Origin of the sequence: Alteraurantiacibacter lauratis (assembly GCF_037154155.1) — a bacterium.
GTDB lineage: Bacteria > Pseudomonadota > Alphaproteobacteria > Sphingomonadales > Sphingomonadaceae > Alteraurantiacibacter > Alteraurantiacibacter lauratis.
In genome coordinates this window covers 17682-33297 of the sequence record NZ_JBANRN010000005.1, presented here as the reverse complement: position 1 = coordinate 33297, position 15616 = coordinate 17682, and the positions used below count along the sequence as shown (strand labels likewise).

Genomic DNA, 15616 nt, shown 5'->3' with positions numbered 1-15616 from the left:
TCTCGGCGTCCTGGACCCCAAGCCGGGACGCCTTAAGTTTCCCCAGATCGTGCGGCCTCGTGCCCAATCCCCCCCCCCCCCTGCCTTCCTGAAGGCGGCGCGGGGCCGCATGATCTTCCTCCCTGCGATGTGCCAGCACTCACCAAAACGGCCGCATCCCGGTGGGACGCGGCCGTTTTTGGCATTGTGTGGTCGTTGCGTTCTACCGCACGCGCGGCCCGCCAAAGGGGAGCGGCGGCGGAGGACGGCGCGCACCGCGCGGCAGCTGTGCCTGATAGGCCCGGCCGCAATGTTCGACGCAATAGGGGAAGCCGGGGTTCACCTTTTCGCCGCAGAAATGGAAATCCGCCTCGCCCGGATGGCCCATCGGCCAGCGGCACACGCGGTCGTTCAGGTCGAGCAGATGCGTCTTGTCCGCCACTTCGGGGCTGGGCTTGGCCGGAACGCGGCGGCGCGGCGGGGCGGGTGGGATCGGTGCCTGCTGCTCGCCCGGCCCCTGCCGCACGAAACCGCCGGGGCCAACCGAATGGATGCGCGGCAGTGGCTCACCCCGGCCGGGCAGCGGCTGGCTGTTTTCGGTGGACGGTTTCGGATTGCCGGCGGGCTTGGTCGCAGGCGCAGTGCCGCGCGGTTCGGGCCGGGGCAGGGGCGCCTTGGCCTGCGAGGCTGGGGCGGCAGGTGCAGCAGGTGCAGCGGCGGCGGGTGCTGCCTTGCGCGGTGCCGGGGCGGGGGCGACCTCCTTCGTCTTGGCAGGCTTGGCCTCGTTCGCCTTGACAGGCGAGGGGCGCGATTTCAGGCCAAGGCGGTGCGCCTTGCCGATCACCGCATTGCGCGAGACGCCGCCCAGTTCCTCGGCGATCTGGCTGGCGGTGGAACCGCTCTCCCACATCTTGGTCAGCTTGGCGATGCGTTCTTCGGTCCAGCTCATTCACAAATCCGTTTCATCATGCGGGCGGACGCGCGCCGGGGTTGCTGCACCCGCCACACCTCACACAGGGCTTGCCAGCGCATATGCAGGCCGATAGGCGGCAGCACATGGCCAATCAAGCCCCCGAAAGCTTCACACCCGGCACAACACCACTTGGCGGGAACAGCCCCGCAGCCGTGATTCATACCGTCAGCACCGTTGCGGATGCCGGGCGCAGCTTCCCGCCCAAGGGCCAGCCCATGATTACCGGGTTCAACCGGATCGGGCTGTGGAGCCTCTATATTAAGGAGATACGCCGGTTTCTCAAGGTGCAGACGCAGACTGTCTGGGCCCCGGCGATCACAACGCTGCTGTTTCTGGTGATTTTCACCGTGGCGCTGGGGGGAGATCGGGCGGACCGGCTGATCCTTGGCGTCAATTTTGCCACCTTCGTCGCACCTGGCCTCATCATGATGGGCATGATGCAGAACGCCTTTGCCAATGCCAGCTTCAGCCTGCTGGGCGGCAAAATGCAGGGCACCATCATCGATTACCTGATGCCGCCGCTCAGCAATGGTGAGCTGATGATCGCAATTGTCGGCGCCGCGATCACGCGCGCGGTGATGGTAGGCGGTGCGGTGGCACTGGCCATGGCGCTGTGGCCGGGGGTGGATATGCAGGCAGCGCATCCGTGGGCGATCGTCTGGTTCGGCCTGATGGGCGCGATGATGCTGGCGCTTATGGGCCTGCTCGCCAGCCTGTGGGCGGACAAGTTCGATCACAACGCAGCCGTCACCAATTTCATCGTCGCCCCGCTCAGCCTGCTGTCGGGCACGTTCTATGTCATTTCCAACCTTTCGCCCTTTTTCCAGGCGATCAGCCGCGCGAACCCGTTCTTCTACCTGATTTCGGGCTTCCGCTTCGGCTTTCTGGGGGAAAGCGATATCGGCAACACCAATATGGCGGTGCTGGGCGCGGCGGCGGGCGTGGGCGTGCTCAACCTTGTGCTGGGCGTTGTGACCTATCGCGTGCTGAAAAGCGGCTGGAAGATCAAGAGCTGAAGGTTTTCGCGAAAGCCAGACTACCCGTCCCACCTCCCCGTCCGGGGATCAGCCGGACAGGACCCCTGGCAGGCAGCCGGGTGAGCGCCTGCTTGGATATCAGTGAGTCAGGCTGCGGTGCAGGCGATACCGCCCGCCGGAAAATGTACCGAAGAGCTGCGCAATGCCGGGGTGGTCCACCGGGCCACCATCCCCGTCGCGCATCAGGTTCTGCTGGCTGACATAGGCGACATAGGTGGAATCCTCGTTCTCGGCCAGCAGGTGATAGAAGGGCTGGTCGCGTTCGGGGCGCATGTCTTCGGGAATGGCTTCATACCATTCTTCCGAATTGGCAAAGACCGGATCGATATCGAACACCACGCCGCGGAAATCGAACAGGCGGTGACGCACCACGTCGCCAATGGCAAAATGCGCGCGGCGGTGGCGGGGGGCATCGACCTTGCGGCCGGCAGCGGGAAGGAAGAATTCCGACCGTTCCATATGGCGCAATATAATCCTTCGCATCTGCGAAACAAGCAGGCCGCAGCAATTATCCGCAGCTCTGGCCCCATCTGTTGCCCGAAGGCCGCTCAGAGGGGCTTGGCAAGCGCCAATCCTTCGGCTAACCGCCGCGCTCTTGATCGACCAGCCGGTGCAACCGCACCGTGCCTTTCTAGCGGAGAGGTGGCAGAGAGGTCGAATGCGCCGCACTCGAAATGCGGTTTACGGGCAACCGTAACGTGGGTTCGAATCCCACCCTCTCCGCCAACATCTCAATGCGAATCAATGAGATGGGCCTTCCAGGGCCAGAAAATCCCTAGCTTCCGCGCGGTTTTGCCGATCGCGCCTAAACCTCAGAGACTGCCAGAAACGACGAAATTGGTCTCTGATCGGCTTTTGTCTCTTTTCACCCGAACCCCCTCTGAAAACGTTCGGTCTCCAGAAACGACGTAAATCCAAGGTTTTCTGGCTTTCGTTCAACCGAACCTTTTGCGCCCAATCTCGGCAGGCGCCTGGGCAGAGAACCCGAGGTTCCAACAAATGTCGACCAGCCGTCAGAACATGCCGACCGTGTAGGCCGTGTATGCAGCGTAGGATGCGATGAGGGCGAAGCCTTCTTTTCTGCTCAACCGGCCTCCGGAGAAGGCAAATACCATAACAACCAGCGACGCCGCCACTAGCAACCGGAGGTCAAAGGCCATCATGCTGGCAGGTACTTCGGTGGGGGCCACCACGCCAGTGATGCCGCCGATGAACAAGATATTGTAAATGTTGGAGCCGAGGACATTGCCCAGGGCAATGTCACCTTCCTTGCGATAAGCAGCCACGGCAGAAGTGACCAGCTCCGGGAAGGACGTCCCAACCGCCACGATCGTCAGACCGATGACAGCGTCGCTCACTCCGAGCTGCTCTGCAATCTTGATGGCGCCATCCACCAAAAGCGAACCGCCGCCCACTATCAGTACGAGACCAACCAAGAACAGGAGAATTGCAATCGAGAGCCTTCCGCCAGGTTGCGTCTGCGGGATCAGGGCCGGGTCGACTTCTTCCATAGCCACGGCGCGATCATAAGCGGCGCTGTGGGGCGCTCCCAGGCGTTCCTGGCGATACGCATAATAAACATACCCTCCCATCGCGATCAGGAAGATGATGCCAGCCTCGCGGGAGAGGCCAACAGTCGCGCCGGCGGCGAGCAAGGCCAGAACGGCGAGGGTGCCAATACCGCCATCGCGCCAAAGGGTGCGGGTTTTTACCGCGATGGGTGTGATCAGTGCAGCTATTCCGAGGATCAACAGGGCATTGGCAATGTTCGATCCAACGATATTGCCGATGGCAATCCCTGGTGATCCGGCAAGGCTGGCCTGCACGCTTGCGGCAAGTTCAGGCATAGAAGTGCCCATGCCCACAACTGTCAGGCCGATCAGCATCGGCGACAGACTCAGTCTTTCGGCAATCCGCACGGCACCGCGGACCAACAGGTCACCGCCTGCAATCAGCAGAACAAGGCCCAGCAACAGGAAAAATGCATCAGCAAGCATGATGTGACAGCAACCTTTGTCGGGAGATTAGCGTCGATCAGTAGGGTGATGCCCTGCGGCTGTCACTGGGGTTGTGCCGGCGCATCGCCTGCCTTGTGCTCCTACCCCGACAGTTTCCATTGTACTCGTGCGTATTACATCGACTTGCCAGAGACGCACACAGCAAAGCGGATGCGAAGCGGTACGTTATTCTACAGGCGGCTGTGTTACCCGATCGGCCGCACCGTTCACCGCCTCGCGGACGGCTCCGCGTAACGCTTCACCATCCACTGCCTTGTCGACACCGGTGATAAGGGCCTCCTCGTCGATCACTGCGCCGACAGCCGCCATTTCTTCGGCTGGAAGGGCCTCGCCAAGAGCCTGCCTTGCGGCACCTTGTGCCATGCCCTTGATGGCCTCCTCGTCAACCGCCGAAGCAACAGCATCCACTACACCCTGCCCTTCGATTGCTGCGTCGGCCTTGCTGCGCAGTTCTTCAGCCTGCTTGGCAGCATCGCCACACGCAGCGAGTGCAAGAGCTGCTCCGGCCACGAAGATCAAGTTCTTCATCATTTAGGTATCCTGTTGATGCACCCGTTCGGTGGACCTTGCCTCGTTTCACTCGTTATGATCCTCACCTGCATTTCGGCCGGGGCAGAACGGACACTTGATCGTTCGCCACTCGCGCGAGGCGCATGAGTCATGCGAGGCCGGGTCAATGTGACATAAGGACTGGGAGGCGCGGATTTTCGAGGACCTCGCGCGTGGCCCCACCTAGAATGAACTCCCGCAGTCTGGAATGGCCATAGGCTCCCATGACGAGCAGATCCGCTTCATTGGCCAGAGCCTCATGCTGGAGCGCCTGTCCGATTGTTCGCTGACCGAGATCAACCTGTTCCAGACGTGCATTCAGCCCTTTGCGCGACAGCGCGCCTTCGATCGTAGTGGCGTCCGGATTAGTCTGGAACTGCTTTTCCCCGCCGATCACCGTGAGGATCACTTCTTCGGCTAGCCGCAGGAGCGGGAGCGCATCATGCAATGCACGAGCAGCAGAACGCGTGTGATCCCACGCAACTGTGACCCTCTTGCAGGAAAATGAACCGGCATGGTCGGGCGGAACGAAGACGACCGGACGCCCCGCTTCTATGAGCACATGCTCCGCAAACTTGCGTTCACTGAGAAATATGCTCTGATCAGTTCCCATGATCACAAGATCGTGCAGCTTGGCTTGATCGCCAACAAAGGGAATGGGGCCAAATGCATGCGCCCAATCAGTCTGGCCTGAGGCGCTGACGGCATTGGCGTGAGCTTTGGCTAGAATGGATTCGACAAGCCCAGTGAGTTTGTTGTGACGTTCCTTATCGTCCCGCTCAATCTGTTCGGCAGTCCGCGAACCCCAGTTATCAGGAGTGCGTACGTCGACATGCGGTGCCAGTATATTTAGATGAGCACCGAGCGCTGCAGCTGCGTTGATCGCAAATGCTGCGGAGCCGATTGCAGGCTGCGAGCCCTCCAGCGACGCGTAAAGCAACAGATTATGATTGGTCATTAAGTACGCTCCTCCTTTTGCCATTCTTAGCTCACTAGCGGGGTTGATTGTCGCGCTCCCGCATGATCGGATTCGATCATCTGCCGAACTCCCTACCCGCTAGAAAACAAATGTGCAGGGACTCGGCAGGCGATTAATCGAACAACTCCTGAAGGAAGGACTTACGCCTCTTCTGATGATAAACGGGCTGTTGCCCGTATTGCTGCGGCTGCGTAGGCGCCGGAGCTTGTGCTACCCGGGGTGCGGCGCTTTCCGAACGTTCGATGATCTTGTCGAGTTCGCCGCGATCGAGCCAGACGCCTCGGCATTGCGGGCAGTAATCAATCTCGATGCCTTGTCTGTCGCTCATGACCAGTGCGACGCTACAAATTGGGCAATCCATTCTTCCGTGCTGTGTCACTGAACTATCCTCATCATCGCCACGAAGTGGCGCAACAGTCGGGAAAAAAGGGGCGGCGCGGGGAATGGGGGGGCACGCGCCGCCCCGGCGCAGCGTGGTTAGGGGGTGACGGGACCAGCGCTGCGCTGCAGTTGGGCAATCCTGTCCTTGATTTTGAGACGCAGCTTCTTGAGCGACATCATCTCACTCTGACGAGCAACACTGCGACAATTGTCGATCAGGCGGTTCAGGCGTCGATGCTCCTGCTGCAAGCGATCAAGATATCGGTTCATGTTCTACCTCCATGCGCTGGAAGATCAGTGAGAATCGGCAATTACTCAAATTGATTCGCATCGGCGTATTTGATAGTATTTGACTATCATGACCACTCTACGCCAATTCACCTATCTCGTCGCCCTTGCGGATTATCGGAACTTCCGGCGCGCAGCGGATGCCGTCCATGTCGCGCAGCCGACCCTGAGCCAGCAATTGCGCGCGCTGGAAGCCCGGCTTGGCGTAACTCTGGTCGAGCGCAATGAAAGCCCGCTTCAATTGACGCCCATCGGACGTGAAGTGGTAGCGCGTGCGCGCAAGCTGCTGCTCAATGTAAAAGACATCGAGGACATGGCCCTGCGCGCCAAGACTGGAATCGGGGGCACGATCCGCTTTGGCGTAACTCCGACTCTCGGCCCCTATCTGATGCCAGGCATCGTCGCATCCTTGCACCGCGCGTATCCCGATATGCGCCTTTATGTCCGCGAGGGCATTCCCGACGAACAGGCCCGCGAACTCGCACGCGGCGAATTGGACATGATCCTCTCTCCACTCCCGGTATCGGGAAGCGCACTTCACATTGAATCGCTATTCCGCGAACCGCTCCATATTGTATGCCCCCCCGATCATCCGGTTTCAAAGATGGCGCGGGTGCGAAAACAGGATCTGGCGGGCGCAGAATTCCTGAGCTTTGACCAGCGCCATCATGCCTATCGCCAGGTCAGGGAAGTGTGCGACGACTTCGGGGCGCTTGTTCTTGAGGACTATCAGGGAACAAGCCTTGATGCCCTTCGTCAGATGTGTGGTTCGGGCCTCGGCTTCGCGATCATTCCGGAATTGTACCTGCGCTCCGAGGTCGGTGGGGAAGACATGGTCAAGCGGCTTGACTTGGCGGACTGGAGCGCAAGCCGCGCGATCGCAGCCGTATGGCGCGAAGGTGCTGCCTATTCTGACAGTTACCGGATCATCGCGGAAGCGATCGCCAGCGAAGCGCGACGCATCCTAGCCGAGGACTTCTGATAGATAAGGACATGGATGCGAAGGCGACGACGATTAGCCAAACACGATAATAACCTGATCCGCCCAAGGCAGTGTTGCTGCCGCGGCCAGTTCCTTGACCGACACCGCTGGCGGGACGCGCGCAATCAGCATCTTCTCCAGCACAGCTGGTGCCAGATAGGCTAGGCGCAGCATTCGCCCGACATAGCGGTCCGAGATGCCCTCGGAATCGGCAATGTCTTGAATGGTCGCCACCTGGCCGCTTTCCAGCTTTCGCCGCCAACCCCACGCCCTCGCGATCGCCTTCAGCACATGTGGGTCAACCCCGCCAGTATCCGGCACCACGTCGGCAGGCGGCACGATCTTCGGCCGTCCGTTGCGCTTGCGGATGGTGAGCGGGATGAACACGCGCATGGTGGTGGGGGTACTCATGCTGCCAGCTCCTGCTTCGGGGTGACCATTTCCCGGATGACCGACCCGAGGCCCTCGGTGCGCAGGTCAACCGCAAGGCCATCGGCACTGACCGTGACCCGCTCGATCAGCAGGCGGGCGATACGCGCCTGCTCGGCCGGGAACAGCGATTCCCACAGTCCATCAAAGCCCGCCAGCGCACTGACAACATCCTGCTCATCCATATCCGTAGTGGTACGGCGGATCGCTTCCATTGCCCGCGCCGCGATTTCCGGTGAGCGCAGCAGCGACCGGATGTGCTGGACGACGGCGCCTTCGACCATCCCAGCATTCAGCCGGACAAAGCTGTCCCGGCCTTCACAGGCGCGGTTCCGGATCGCATCCATCGAGGTGTAGTAGCGGTAGTGCCGGCTGCCTTTTTTCGTCACCGTCGGCGTCATGGCTATGCCGCGATCCGTGAAGATCAGTCCCTTGAGCAGCGCCGGGGTCTGGGTGCGGGTGTTGGCCGCCCGCTGGCGCGGGCTCTCCTGCAGGATGGTATGGACGTGATCCCACAGCGGCTGGTCAATGATGGCCTGATGCTCGCCGGGATAGCTCGTGCCTTTGTGGACGGCCTCGCCGAGGTAGAGCCGGTTGCGGAACAGCTTGTACAGGAACCCCTTGTCGATCGGCTTGCCGCGCTTGTTGAGAGCGCCGCTCGCCACCAGTTCCCGGGTCAGCAACGTTGCCGATCCCAGCTCGACAAACCGCTGGAACATATGCCGGACCGCCGCCGCCTCGGCCTCGTTGACGACCAGCTTCCGGTCGACGACGTCGTACCCCATCGGCACGAACCCGCCCATCCACATGCCCTTGGCGCGGCTGGCAGCGAACTTGTCGCGGATGCGTTCGCCGGTGACCTCGCGCTCGAACTGGGCAAACGACAGCAGGATGTTGAGCGTCAGCCGGCCCATGCTGGTCGTGGTATTGAACGCCTGCGTCACGGACACGAAGGTCACGTTGTTGCGGTCGAAGGCCTCCACCAACTTGGCAAAATCCATCAGGGACCGTGACAGGCGGTCGATCTTGTAGACGACGATGACGTCCACCAGACCGGCCTCGACGTCTTCCAGCAGGGCCTTGAGACCGGGGCGCTCGAGCGTCCCGCCCGAGAACCCGCCGTCATCGTAGCGTTCGCGCATGCAGACCCAGCCTTCAGCGCGCTGGCTGGCGACATAGGCCTCGCAGGACTCGCGCTGGGCGTCGAGGCTGTTGAACTCCATGTCGAGCCCTTCCTCGCTCGATTTGCGGGTATAAATGGCGCAGCGCTGGCGGCGCGGAACGACCGCGACGGCTTCCTGATGACGGCTCATCGGTCGTCCCTCCGGGCCTCGCGGAGGCCGAAGAAGCGATAGCCGTTCCACTGCGTGCCGGTGATCGCCCGCGCCACCGCCGACAGCGACTTGAACTTGCGCCCCTGCCAGTCGAAGCCGTCCTTCATCACCGTGACGGTGTGCTCCACCCCGTCCCATTCACGCACGAGGCGGGTGCCGACCACCGGGTTGCGGGAATCCGCGATGATCGTCTTGCGCCCGACCCGGCCCTCGATTTCGTCGGCCAGCAAGTCAAGCGTCCGCCGCGTCTCGCGGGACAGGCCGCCGAGGGTCAGTTCCTGGACCCGGTAGCTGAGCCTCAGCTCGAGGTAACTGCGGCTGTTGTTCGGAGCGGGCGTGCCGAAGAGGCTTTCCCACTTCGCCTTAAGCTCGACCACCGTCATTCGTTTCAGCGCTGCAAGCTGCGTGACCACGCTCGCGTCCGCCGTGTCGCGTTCGCCCACCCGCCATGGCGCGGCGTCAGTCTTTCTCTTTGTTCCTGGCATCATTGTCCTCCAACTCGGTTGCTCGGTTTGCGACGACCAACACGGCGTTTGAGGGCGAGAATGTCGAATGAACTGTCTTCGCCAGGTGCAGATAAAGAACTGGACTGTTCCGGCAGGATACGCCTGAGCCCCGCGGCAAGAATCTGCGCGAGTTCATCGAGGCGTTCGTCCGCCGACAGACGGACGGGCAACAAAGGGTTCGGACCGGATCGGGCGTCTTGCATGAGACCGTTCGCAACAGAAGATGGCTGGCGAAACGGTAGGCGCAAAACGATGATACGCAATCAAATTCAATGACTTATCGCGTTGCTGCGGAATCATTAGAAGTAGATCGAAGCCGTTCGTCAGGCCTTTCCAGCGTGAACATCTGTGCAAATCGCCCGGAGCGGCGCTACCCGCAGCATTGTCGGGTCGTTACCTCGAATCATCGCGGGTGAACTGGTCGTAGCTATCCCAAGGTTCTTCGTCCTCGACCTCAGCTCCATCGACGGCACGATCGAACTGCAGAAGAGACACCGCCAAACCGAGCCGGTCAGAGAAGAAGGTCAGTTCTCGGACGGGTTCGGAGCCCCGACTAAATGTCCAGATGCCGGCTGGCAAAGCCACCGGGCGCTGAGAACTGGTGTGCTGCGACGCCGACCCCATGGCCATGATGGAGCCGTCGGGAATCGGCATGCCCGATTGAATGAACACACCGCTTCTGTAGGCGCGCGTGCTCGCTCTGCCCCACAACGCGAATCCGTCTCGCGCAACCACCATGGCCGCTCGGGTGTCGGTGAATTCGATCCACTTGCGCGCGGCCGCAAGAAGCGAAACTCCGTATCGGTCAGTCACATGGCCAAGGAGGTCGCGAGTTACCTCCTGACTGCCGACCTGGTTCCGATAGTCGTCGATCGGCATCAACAGGAAGGAGGCGAAGGTATCGGCATCTTCTTCACGCTGCTTCTCCGCATCCTTCCAGCCGTTGGCTTGCAGCGGAAGGCACTCGAAGTCGAACTCGTCCGAGAGCTCGCCGTTACGGTAGTGCGCTGCGGTCAGCGGGCGCCGGTGCAGCAAGTAGTGCCCGAACTCATGAGCGAGCGTGAAGCGCTCGCGTCCACGGTAGCGGGGCTGAGTGTTGTAGAGGATCTGCCAACCGGGCTTCTTGCGCCGTGCCCGGAGCATGCCCTCGAAGCCGTCGATGTCGACGCCCTTCACTGCCGTAATCGGGTCCTCGTGGTTTCGGGAGACTTCGAGCGCCAGCGCCTCCACGTCCACGGGGAACCGGTCTTCTCCCAGCACGGTGCGGAGAAGCACAGTCAGATCGTTCGCGGCCCTTCTGGGCGATTTTCTGCCGCTACTGCTCATTCATCCTCATCGTCCAGGATCTTGAGCATCTCGCGAAGCTTCTCTTTGCTCTTCGGTTTCATCTTCTGATACTTGCGAAAGAAAGCAGTGTCTGTCGCGTCCGCTTCGGTGACTTCGTCGGCAGATATCAGGTAGTCGGTCGTCGTCTCGAGGGCGGCTGCGATCTGGTGAAGTTTCTCGGCCGAAGGGCGCGCGACGTCCTTGTTCTCGATCTCCCACATGTAGCTCTTGCTGGATCCGACCCTTTCGGCCAGCGCCTCCAGGGTCAATCCTCGCTTCAGTCTGAGCTCGCGAACGCGCTCTCCCAAGGGTGTTGGCACCGGGTGTTCTCCTGTTTGTCCGCCGGGTTCGTTATCGCGATACATCTAGTCCTTGACACGCCGCACCTGCAATACCTATCTTGCGCACAAGTTCGTAGTAACGAACCCACTTTCGCGCTTTCACGAGACAGGAGGCCGTCATGGCTAAAGCAGGTAACGGTTCGGGCACCCATCACGTGGTCCCCAATCCCAATGGCGGATGGGATGTCCGCCGCGGCGGCGCCGAGCGCGCCAGCGGGCACTTCGACACGAAGCGGGAGGCGATCGACCGTGGGCGGGAGATCAGCCGCAACGCCGGGACGGAATTCAAGATCCACAACCAGGATGGCCGGATCGGCCAGTCCGATTCCCACGGGAACGACCCCCGCAACATCAAGGGCTAAGGAGATCGGCCATGGCCTCAGTGACGAGTTTCATCCGCAACGTGCCTGCCTCGTCGCTGCAGGCCTATTTCCACCACACCGGCATCGAGCTTCCGACCGAGGTCGATTGGGAGGCGCCCGAGCCGGAAGTCGCCCGCGTCACCTTGCGGGCCGTCGACGAATTGGACGACGAAGCCCGCGCCCGCATCGTCAATGACGCCGAGCGTGTGAGCGCCCTGGCCGATGATGCGGGGCAGACCGCACTCTACAGCGTGATCGACGACCGCACGGTGCTCGATAATCTGGCAAATGGCCATGCGCGTTCGCTCTGGATGTTCCTGAACGAACCGGTTCGGTTCCGCCATGCCGAGGAGGTCCGTTACACCGATGAGCGGCGCCGTGGTCGGAGCTGGGACGGGTTCATCGGCGAGCCGAACCTCGATCTGCGGCGGGACGAGGCATCCATCGATGCCTTCAAGACGGCACTGCGCGAACGGTTCGCTTCCAACAACATCCACATCGACATCTTCGGGCGCTACCGGCCGACCTTCGACGGCGAGGATTGCGAGCTTGTCCAGATCGCGATTTACCGCGAAGGCCTCCTCGACGATTTCCTGGCGTTCGATGACGCGGGAACGCTCGTCCGCCGCGCCCGCCGTCCCGTGTTCGAGGCGGCCATGACGTATGAACCGGCGACCGGCGTCATCGAAGTCGTCGCCAACGACCGCGAGAGCCGCGAGGAGATGGTCCGCTTCATGGCGCGCGACCTGCTGGGGATCGAGTTCCAGAGCGAGAAGGTGCCCTTCCGCACCTACGACCTCGCAGTTCTGCTTCATCCTTTCGATTTTCCGACCGACCCGGAGGATGGGATCGAGTCCGTCGAGGTCAAGCAGCTGCGTCTGATGCCCATCGACAATGTGGGCGAGCGCGTCACGCTGGAATGTCTTCGGAAGGCCGACCGTACTATCTGGAGCATGTCGGCGGAGCGGTTCGGCGCCAACGATCCACTGGCTGGCGGTTGGGTGGCGACACAGGCCAAACTCTCCATCAAGTTCCATCCCAAGGGCGATGCCAAACGCGGTCGGACGCTGCCATTGACGATCACGATGCCGCATGGCTGCAATCTCAAGGACCAGACCGAAGAGGAGCAGCTGATCGGCGAAAAGTATCTCTGGCGCTGGGGCATCCTTTCCGGAGACGGCGGTGTCGTTGTCGATTGATCGGAGGGCGGTTGATCTGCTCCTCTCAATCGTGGAGAGCGCGGATGCCAAAGTCGCCGGCTCCGTGCTCTCCGACTATCACGCCGACAGCGCGGGGAAATTGCTGGCGGCGAATGTGCTGCGTCCCGATGGCCATAACGCGGCGGCCGCCTCGCTGGCTGATTTCGAAGACGAGCCGGTCTCCCTGATCTGGTCCTCGGAACGGAACGGCTACGGATACTTCAGCCCGTCTGCTGGCTGGGTCGGTGTCCCGAAAGAGCGGATGGGAGTCTACGGGGTCGACTTCCCGGTCCTCTTCGCCCGCTTGCTGGTCGGGCTGGACATTGCGTCCCGCGACGGCGCCAGAGTGCTCGTTCCACGAGCTTTGTGGGAGCTTGGCAACGCACGCATCGGCCGTCGCCCTCAGCGAGTCCCGATATGGTTCGCGCGCCGCCTTTCGGACCGGAAGATTTGGGCAGATGTGGCTGATGCGGCCCGAAGGCGACCAACACCCCATGTCCGCATTCTCTTGACCAGCACGCCCAGTGGTCGGCTCCATGAACCGGGGCTGCCGGGGCACCTCGTCGTGTCCATCGGCGATGCCATCGATTTCGATGACGGAATGGCGGTCAGCCCTGAAATCCTATCGGCACTTCTCGATGGCACACCCGCCGTCAGCCCTCATACGCCCCTGTCCCTCTCACCGAGCGGGCAGCGACTCACCATCCATGGCAACGTCACGATCGATCTCAAGTCGGACATCCATATCGCCATCATTCGCAAGCTGGTTGAGGGACACCAGGACGGCCGACGCTTCAGCGCTCGGGAACTCCTTGATCATGCCCACTCCAGCGCGAAGACGCTGCGTCAAGCATTTGGTGCGCAGCGATGGGCAGACCTCGAACCTTATCTGAAGTCCGAGAACGGTCTCTGGGGCTTCGCGCTCTGACGAAATTCTCTCTGTTCTTCTCCCTCTGACCGGGTCGGTTTTCTCCCTCCCGGCCAGCCATCGTCTCCGCAGGTTTTCGACCAAAACCGAAGGAGACACAGATGGCTACGAAACACCTCAACCAGATCGACCTGGCTGCGCGCTGGAACATCAGCCACCGCACGCTTGAGCGGTGGCGCTGGACGGGCGAAGGCCCGCGCTTCGTCAAGCTCGGCGGTCGCGTCGTGTACCGCCTCGAAGACGTCGAGGAGTACGAGCGCGAGCAGATCCGCGCGAGCACTGCCGACCACCCCAGCAAGCCTGCGGCGTGAGGGGGCGGTGATGACGATCTCAAACCGTATCTCCCTCGATGAGCTCCGCCGCATGGCCGTCGGCGACATCGCCGCTCTGCCCGCCGAGCAACTCGCCCTCTTGCAGGACGATGCCGCCGACGCCCTGCGCCGCGCCAAGACCGTCTGCGACTGGCTCGATGGGGCCGTCGCGCTCAAGTACGGCGATCGTGCCCACGCAGCGCGCCAGACTGCCGGCAAAGACACCGGCACGGTCCGCTTCGATGACGGCGCGGTCACCGTGATCGCCGATCTGCCGAAGCGCGTCGACTGGGACCAGGACAAGCTCGCCGCTCTCGTCGAACGCATCCGGGCCGAGGGCGACGACCCCGGTGAATACGTCGATGTCGCGATCAAGGTGCCCGAGCGCAAGTTCGCGGCCTGGCCGAGCCACATCCGCTCCGCCTTCGAGGACGCGCGCACCGTCCGCACCGGCAAGCCCAGCTTCCGTCTTTCCCTGAACGGCGAGGTGACGACATGAGCATCACGAAGAAGCTCGCGGTGCTCCGCGAGCACCATTACGGGCTGGAAAAGCTGCCCGAGACCATCCGGGTGCCGGCCCTTGGCGAGCGTCGCGACGAGACCGTCAAGCCGGTCGGGACGGCCTCGATCGACGACCTGGCATTTGCCCTCATCGGTCTGAACGAGCGGGCATCGGCCCTCTACCGAGAAATCGACGCGGTGCGCACCCTCCACGACGAGGCCCGCAAGGCCGGTGCGCTCGGAGCCGATGTCGCGATCGACGCCCTGATCGCGGCGAAGGGAGGCAAGTGATGGCCCTCCCGATCATTTCCGCCGACCAGCGGCTCGCCGAGCCGCGCGGCATCAAGGGCACGATCTTCGGCAAGTCCGGGATCGGCAAGACCTCGCTTCTCTGGACGCTCGACCCCGCCACCACGCTGTTCATCGACCTGGAGGCGGGCGACCTCGCCATCGAGGGATGGTCCGGCGACAGCGTCCGCCCGCGCACATGGGCCGAGTGCCGCGACTTCGCGGTCTTCATCGGCGGCCCCAATCCGGCGCTGCGGGACGACCAGGTCTACAGCGAGGCCCACTTCGCAGCCGTGTGCGAGCGCTTCGGCGATCCGGCTGCGCTCGACCGCTACCACACGGTCTTCATCGACTCGATCACCGTCGCCGGGCGGCTCTGCTTCCAATGGTGCAAGGGGCAGCCCGAGGCATTCTCGGAGAAGACCGGCAAGCCCGATGTCCGCGGCGCCTATGGCCTGCACGGCCGCGAGATGATCGCGTGGCTCACGCATCTGCAGCACACGCGGGCGAAGAACGTCTGGTTCGTCGGGATCCTCGACGAGAAGCTCGACGACTTCAATCGACGCATCTTCCAGCCGCAGATCGACGGCGCGAAGACCGGCCTCGAGCTGCCGGGCATCGTCGATGAAGTCCTGACGATGGCGGAGATCAAGGACGAGTCCGGCGCGCCGTACCGTGCCTTCGTCTGCCAGACGATCAACCCCTGGAAATTCCCGGCGAAGGATCGATCCGGCCGTCTCGACCTGATCGAGGAGCCGCATCTCGGCCGCCTGATGGCCAAGATCCGCGGCCCCGTGAAGCCGGCTTGCGAACGGCTGGCCTATCGCAGGGCGCCCCCGGCCGCGACCGCTGCGACCTCCGACGCCCCTGCCATTTCCGAAAACACCTGAACGAGGAGACCTGCA

The 15616-nt window shown here is 62.3% G+C and carries 22 protein-coding genes and 1 tRNA gene; 10 read left to right on the top strand and 13 right to left on the bottom strand.

Annotated features, from left to right (window positions below):
* Nucleotides 1-202: 202 nt before the first annotated feature.
* Nucleotides 203-928, bottom strand: a complete 726-nt coding sequence (locus WFP39_RS06460; RefSeq protein WP_336918428.1) for a GcrA family cell cycle regulator — start codon at nt 926-928, stop codon at nt 203-205.
* Between the two features lie 239 nt (nt 929-1167).
* On the opposite strand from WFP39_RS06460, the gene WFP39_RS06455 reads away from it, so the two are divergent.
* Nucleotides 1168-1968, top strand: a complete 801-nt coding sequence (locus tag WFP39_RS06455) for an ABC transporter permease (protein ID WP_336918662.1) — start codon at nt 1168-1170, stop codon at nt 1966-1968.
* A gap of 99 nt (nt 1969-2067) precedes the next feature.
* Here WFP39_RS06455 and hspQ read toward each other — a convergent pair whose 3' ends face one another.
* Nucleotides 2068-2448, bottom strand: a complete 381-nt coding sequence (hspQ, locus tag WFP39_RS06450; RefSeq protein WP_336918426.1) for a heat shock protein HspQ — start codon at nt 2446-2448, stop codon at nt 2068-2070.
* Between the two features lie 177 nt (nt 2449-2625).
* Here hspQ and WFP39_RS06445 point away from each other — a divergent pair.
* A tRNA-Ser gene (locus tag WFP39_RS06445) sits at nt 2626-2715 on the top strand.
* A gap of 287 nt (nt 2716-3002) precedes the next feature.
* On the opposite strand, the gene WFP39_RS06440 is transcribed toward WFP39_RS06445, so the two are convergent.
* The 5 genes from WFP39_RS06440 to WFP39_RS06420 all read right to left on the bottom strand — a co-directional run bounded on the left by WFP39_RS06440 (nt 3003) and on the right by WFP39_RS06420 (nt 6186).
* The gene (locus WFP39_RS06440) at nt 3003-3986 is read right to left on the bottom strand and encodes a calcium/sodium antiporter (protein WP_336918425.1); all 984 of its coding nucleotides are present in this window, start codon (nt 3984-3986) and stop codon (nt 3003-3005) included.
* A 186-nt stretch (nt 3987-4172) separates the two neighbouring features.
* Nucleotides 4173-4538 (bottom strand): hypothetical protein, encoded by a 366-nt coding sequence (locus WFP39_RS06435; protein WP_336918423.1) that lies wholly within the window; start codon nt 4536-4538, stop codon nt 4173-4175.
* Between the two features lie 142 nt (nt 4539-4680).
* Entirely contained in the window at nt 4681-5514 is an 834-nt protein-coding gene (locus WFP39_RS06430; RefSeq protein ID WP_336918422.1) for a universal stress protein, read from the bottom strand.
* A 133-nt stretch (nt 5515-5647) separates the two neighbouring features.
* Entirely contained in the window at nt 5648-5896 is a 249-nt protein-coding gene (locus tag WFP39_RS06425) for a TFIIB-type zinc ribbon-containing protein (protein ID WP_336918661.1), read from the bottom strand.
* Nucleotides 5897-6012: 116 nt separating this feature from the next.
* The gene (locus WFP39_RS06420) at nt 6013-6186 is read right to left on the bottom strand and encodes an HP1242/YdcH family protein (protein ID WP_336918420.1); all 174 of its coding nucleotides are present in this window, start codon (nt 6184-6186) and stop codon (nt 6013-6015) included.
* Nucleotides 6187-6274: 88 nt separating this feature from the next.
* Here WFP39_RS06420 and WFP39_RS06415 point away from each other — a divergent pair, with 88 nt between their 5' ends.
* Nucleotides 6275-7186 carry a hydrogen peroxide-inducible genes activator gene (locus tag WFP39_RS06415; RefSeq protein WP_336918419.1) on the top strand — a complete coding sequence of 304 codons (912 nt, stop codon included), beginning with the start codon at nt 6275-6277 and terminating at the stop codon, nt 7184-7186.
* Nucleotides 7187-7219: 33 nt separating this feature from the next.
* Here WFP39_RS06415 and WFP39_RS06410 read toward each other — a convergent pair whose 3' ends face one another.
* The 6 genes from WFP39_RS06410 to WFP39_RS06385 form a co-directional block, all read right to left on the bottom strand.
* Nucleotides 7220-7597 (bottom strand): hypothetical protein, encoded by a 378-nt coding sequence (locus WFP39_RS06410; RefSeq protein WP_336918418.1) that lies wholly within the window; start codon nt 7595-7597, stop codon nt 7220-7222.
* Nucleotides 7594-8928 (bottom strand): recombinase family protein, encoded by a 1335-nt coding sequence (locus WFP39_RS06405; protein WP_336918417.1) that lies wholly within the window; start codon nt 8926-8928, stop codon nt 7594-7596. The genes WFP39_RS06410 and WFP39_RS06405 overlap by 4 nt, the downstream gene beginning before the upstream one ends.
* Entirely contained in the window at nt 8925-9392 is a 468-nt protein-coding gene (locus WFP39_RS06400) for a DUF2924 domain-containing protein (RefSeq protein ID WP_336918416.1), read from the bottom strand. The genes WFP39_RS06405 and WFP39_RS06400 overlap by 4 nt, the downstream gene beginning before the upstream one ends.
* Before the next feature lie 41 nt (nt 9393-9433).
* On the bottom strand, nt 9434-9718 hold the full coding sequence (locus tag WFP39_RS06395) for a hypothetical protein (RefSeq protein WP_336918414.1): 285 nt from the start codon (nt 9716-9718) through the stop codon (nt 9434-9436).
* A gap of 130 nt (nt 9719-9848) precedes the next feature.
* The gene (locus WFP39_RS06390; RefSeq protein ID WP_336918413.1) at nt 9849-10781 is read right to left on the bottom strand and encodes an ImmA/IrrE family metallo-endopeptidase; all 933 of its coding nucleotides are present in this window, start codon (nt 10779-10781) and stop codon (nt 9849-9851) included.
* Complete coding sequence (locus tag WFP39_RS06385) at nt 10778-11146, bottom strand: helix-turn-helix domain-containing protein (protein WP_050474482.1); 369 nt, start codon at nt 11144-11146, stop codon at nt 10778-10780. The genes WFP39_RS06390 and WFP39_RS06385 overlap by 4 nt, the downstream gene beginning before the upstream one ends.
* Nucleotides 11147-11241: 95 nt before the next feature.
* Between WFP39_RS06385 and WFP39_RS06380 the strand changes: the two genes are divergently transcribed.
* The 7 genes from WFP39_RS06380 (at nt 11242) to WFP39_RS06350 (ending at nt 15601) form a co-directional block, all read left to right on the top strand.
* Entirely contained in the window at nt 11242-11484 is a 243-nt protein-coding gene (locus WFP39_RS06380) for a DUF2188 domain-containing protein (RefSeq protein WP_045449871.1), read from the top strand.
* Nucleotides 11485-11495: 11 nt separating this feature from the next.
* Nucleotides 11496-12683, top strand: coding sequence for a hypothetical protein (locus tag WFP39_RS06375; protein ID WP_336918410.1), 1188 nt, complete (start codon nt 11496-11498; stop codon nt 12681-12683).
* Nucleotides 12684-12714: 31 nt separating this feature from the next.
* A complete protein-coding gene (locus WFP39_RS06370) occupies nt 12715-13611 on the top strand; it encodes a hypothetical protein (RefSeq protein WP_336918408.1) in 897 nt (298 codons plus the stop codon).
* Nucleotides 13612-13712: 101 nt separating this feature from the next.
* Nucleotides 13713-13922, top strand: coding sequence for a helix-turn-helix transcriptional regulator (locus WFP39_RS06365; RefSeq protein ID WP_050474479.1), 210 nt, complete (start codon nt 13713-13715; stop codon nt 13920-13922).
* A gap of 10 nt (nt 13923-13932) precedes the next feature.
* The gene (locus tag WFP39_RS06360; RefSeq protein WP_188236055.1) at nt 13933-14421 is read left to right on the top strand and encodes a hypothetical protein; all 489 of its coding nucleotides are present in this window, start codon (nt 13933-13935) and stop codon (nt 14419-14421) included.
* Nucleotides 14418-14714: a hypothetical protein gene (locus WFP39_RS06355; protein ID WP_336918402.1), complete on the top strand. Its 297-nt coding sequence runs from the start codon at nt 14418-14420 to the stop codon at nt 14712-14714. The genes WFP39_RS06360 and WFP39_RS06355 overlap by 4 nt, the downstream gene beginning before the upstream one ends.
* A complete protein-coding gene (locus tag WFP39_RS06350) occupies nt 14714-15601 on the top strand; it encodes an ATP-binding protein (RefSeq protein ID WP_336918401.1) in 888 nt (295 codons plus the stop codon). Before WFP39_RS06355 ends, WFP39_RS06350 begins: the two co-directional genes overlap by 1 nt.
* The last annotated feature ends 15 nt before the right edge of the window (nt 15602-15616 follow it).

Excerpts from the sequence above, each read along its gene's own strand:
- WFP39_RS06460 (WP_336918428.1), bottom strand. The coding sequence starts at position 928 with ATGAGCTGGACCGAAGAACGCATCGCCAAGCTGACCAAGATGTGGGAG.
- WFP39_RS06435 (WP_336918423.1), bottom strand. The coding sequence starts at position 4,538 with ATGATGAAGAACTTGATCTTCGTGGCCGGAGCAGCTCTTGCACTCGCT.
- WFP39_RS06405 (WP_336918417.1), bottom strand. The coding sequence starts at position 8,928 with ATGAGCCGTCATCAGGAAGCCGTCGCGGTCGTTCCGCGCCGCCAGCGC.
- WFP39_RS06440 (WP_336918425.1), bottom strand. The coding sequence starts at position 3,986 with ATGCTTGCTGATGCATTTTTCCTGTTGCTGGGCCTTGTTCTGCTGATT.
- WFP39_RS06365 (WP_050474479.1), top strand. The coding sequence starts at position 13,713 with ATGGCTACGAAACACCTCAACCAGATCGACCTGGCTGCGCGCTGGAAC.
- hspQ (WP_336918426.1), bottom strand. The coding sequence starts at position 2,448 with ATGGAACGGTCGGAATTCTTCCTTCCCGCTGCCGGCCGCAAGGTCGAT.
- WFP39_RS06355 (WP_336918402.1), top strand. The coding sequence starts at position 14,418 with ATGAGCATCACGAAGAAGCTCGCGGTGCTCCGCGAGCACCATTACGGG.
- WFP39_RS06385 (WP_050474482.1), bottom strand. The coding sequence starts at position 11,146 with ATGTATCGCGATAACGAACCCGGCGGACAAACAGGAGAACACCCGGTG.
- WFP39_RS06425 (WP_336918661.1), bottom strand. The coding sequence starts at position 5,896 with ATGGATTGCCCAATTTGTAGCGTCGCACTGGTCATGAGCGACAGACAA.
- WFP39_RS06360 (WP_188236055.1), top strand. The coding sequence starts at position 13,933 with ATGACGATCTCAAACCGTATCTCCCTCGATGAGCTCCGCCGCATGGCC.
- WFP39_RS06430 (WP_336918422.1), bottom strand. The coding sequence starts at position 5,514 with ATGACCAATCATAATCTGTTGCTTTACGCGTCGCTGGAGGGCTCGCAG.
- WFP39_RS06380 (WP_045449871.1), top strand. The coding sequence starts at position 11,242 with ATGGCTAAAGCAGGTAACGGTTCGGGCACCCATCACGTGGTCCCCAAT.
- WFP39_RS06410 (WP_336918418.1), bottom strand. The coding sequence starts at position 7,597 with ATGAGTACCCCCACCACCATGCGCGTGTTCATCCCGCTCACCATCCGC.
- WFP39_RS06390 (WP_336918413.1), bottom strand. The coding sequence starts at position 10,781 with ATGAGCAGTAGCGGCAGAAAATCGCCCAGAAGGGCCGCGAACGATCTG.
- WFP39_RS06455 (WP_336918662.1), top strand. The coding sequence starts at position 1,168 with ATGATTACCGGGTTCAACCGGATCGGGCTGTGGAGCCTCTATATTAAG.
- WFP39_RS06375 (WP_336918410.1), top strand. The coding sequence starts at position 11,496 with ATGGCCTCAGTGACGAGTTTCATCCGCAACGTGCCTGCCTCGTCGCTG.
- WFP39_RS06350 (WP_336918401.1), top strand. The coding sequence starts at position 14,714 with ATGGCCCTCCCGATCATTTCCGCCGACCAGCGGCTCGCCGAGCCGCGC.
- WFP39_RS06420 (WP_336918420.1), bottom strand. The coding sequence starts at position 6,186 with ATGAACCGATATCTTGATCGCTTGCAGCAGGAGCATCGACGCCTGAAC.
- WFP39_RS06415 (WP_336918419.1), top strand. The coding sequence starts at position 6,275 with ATGACCACTCTACGCCAATTCACCTATCTCGTCGCCCTTGCGGATTAT.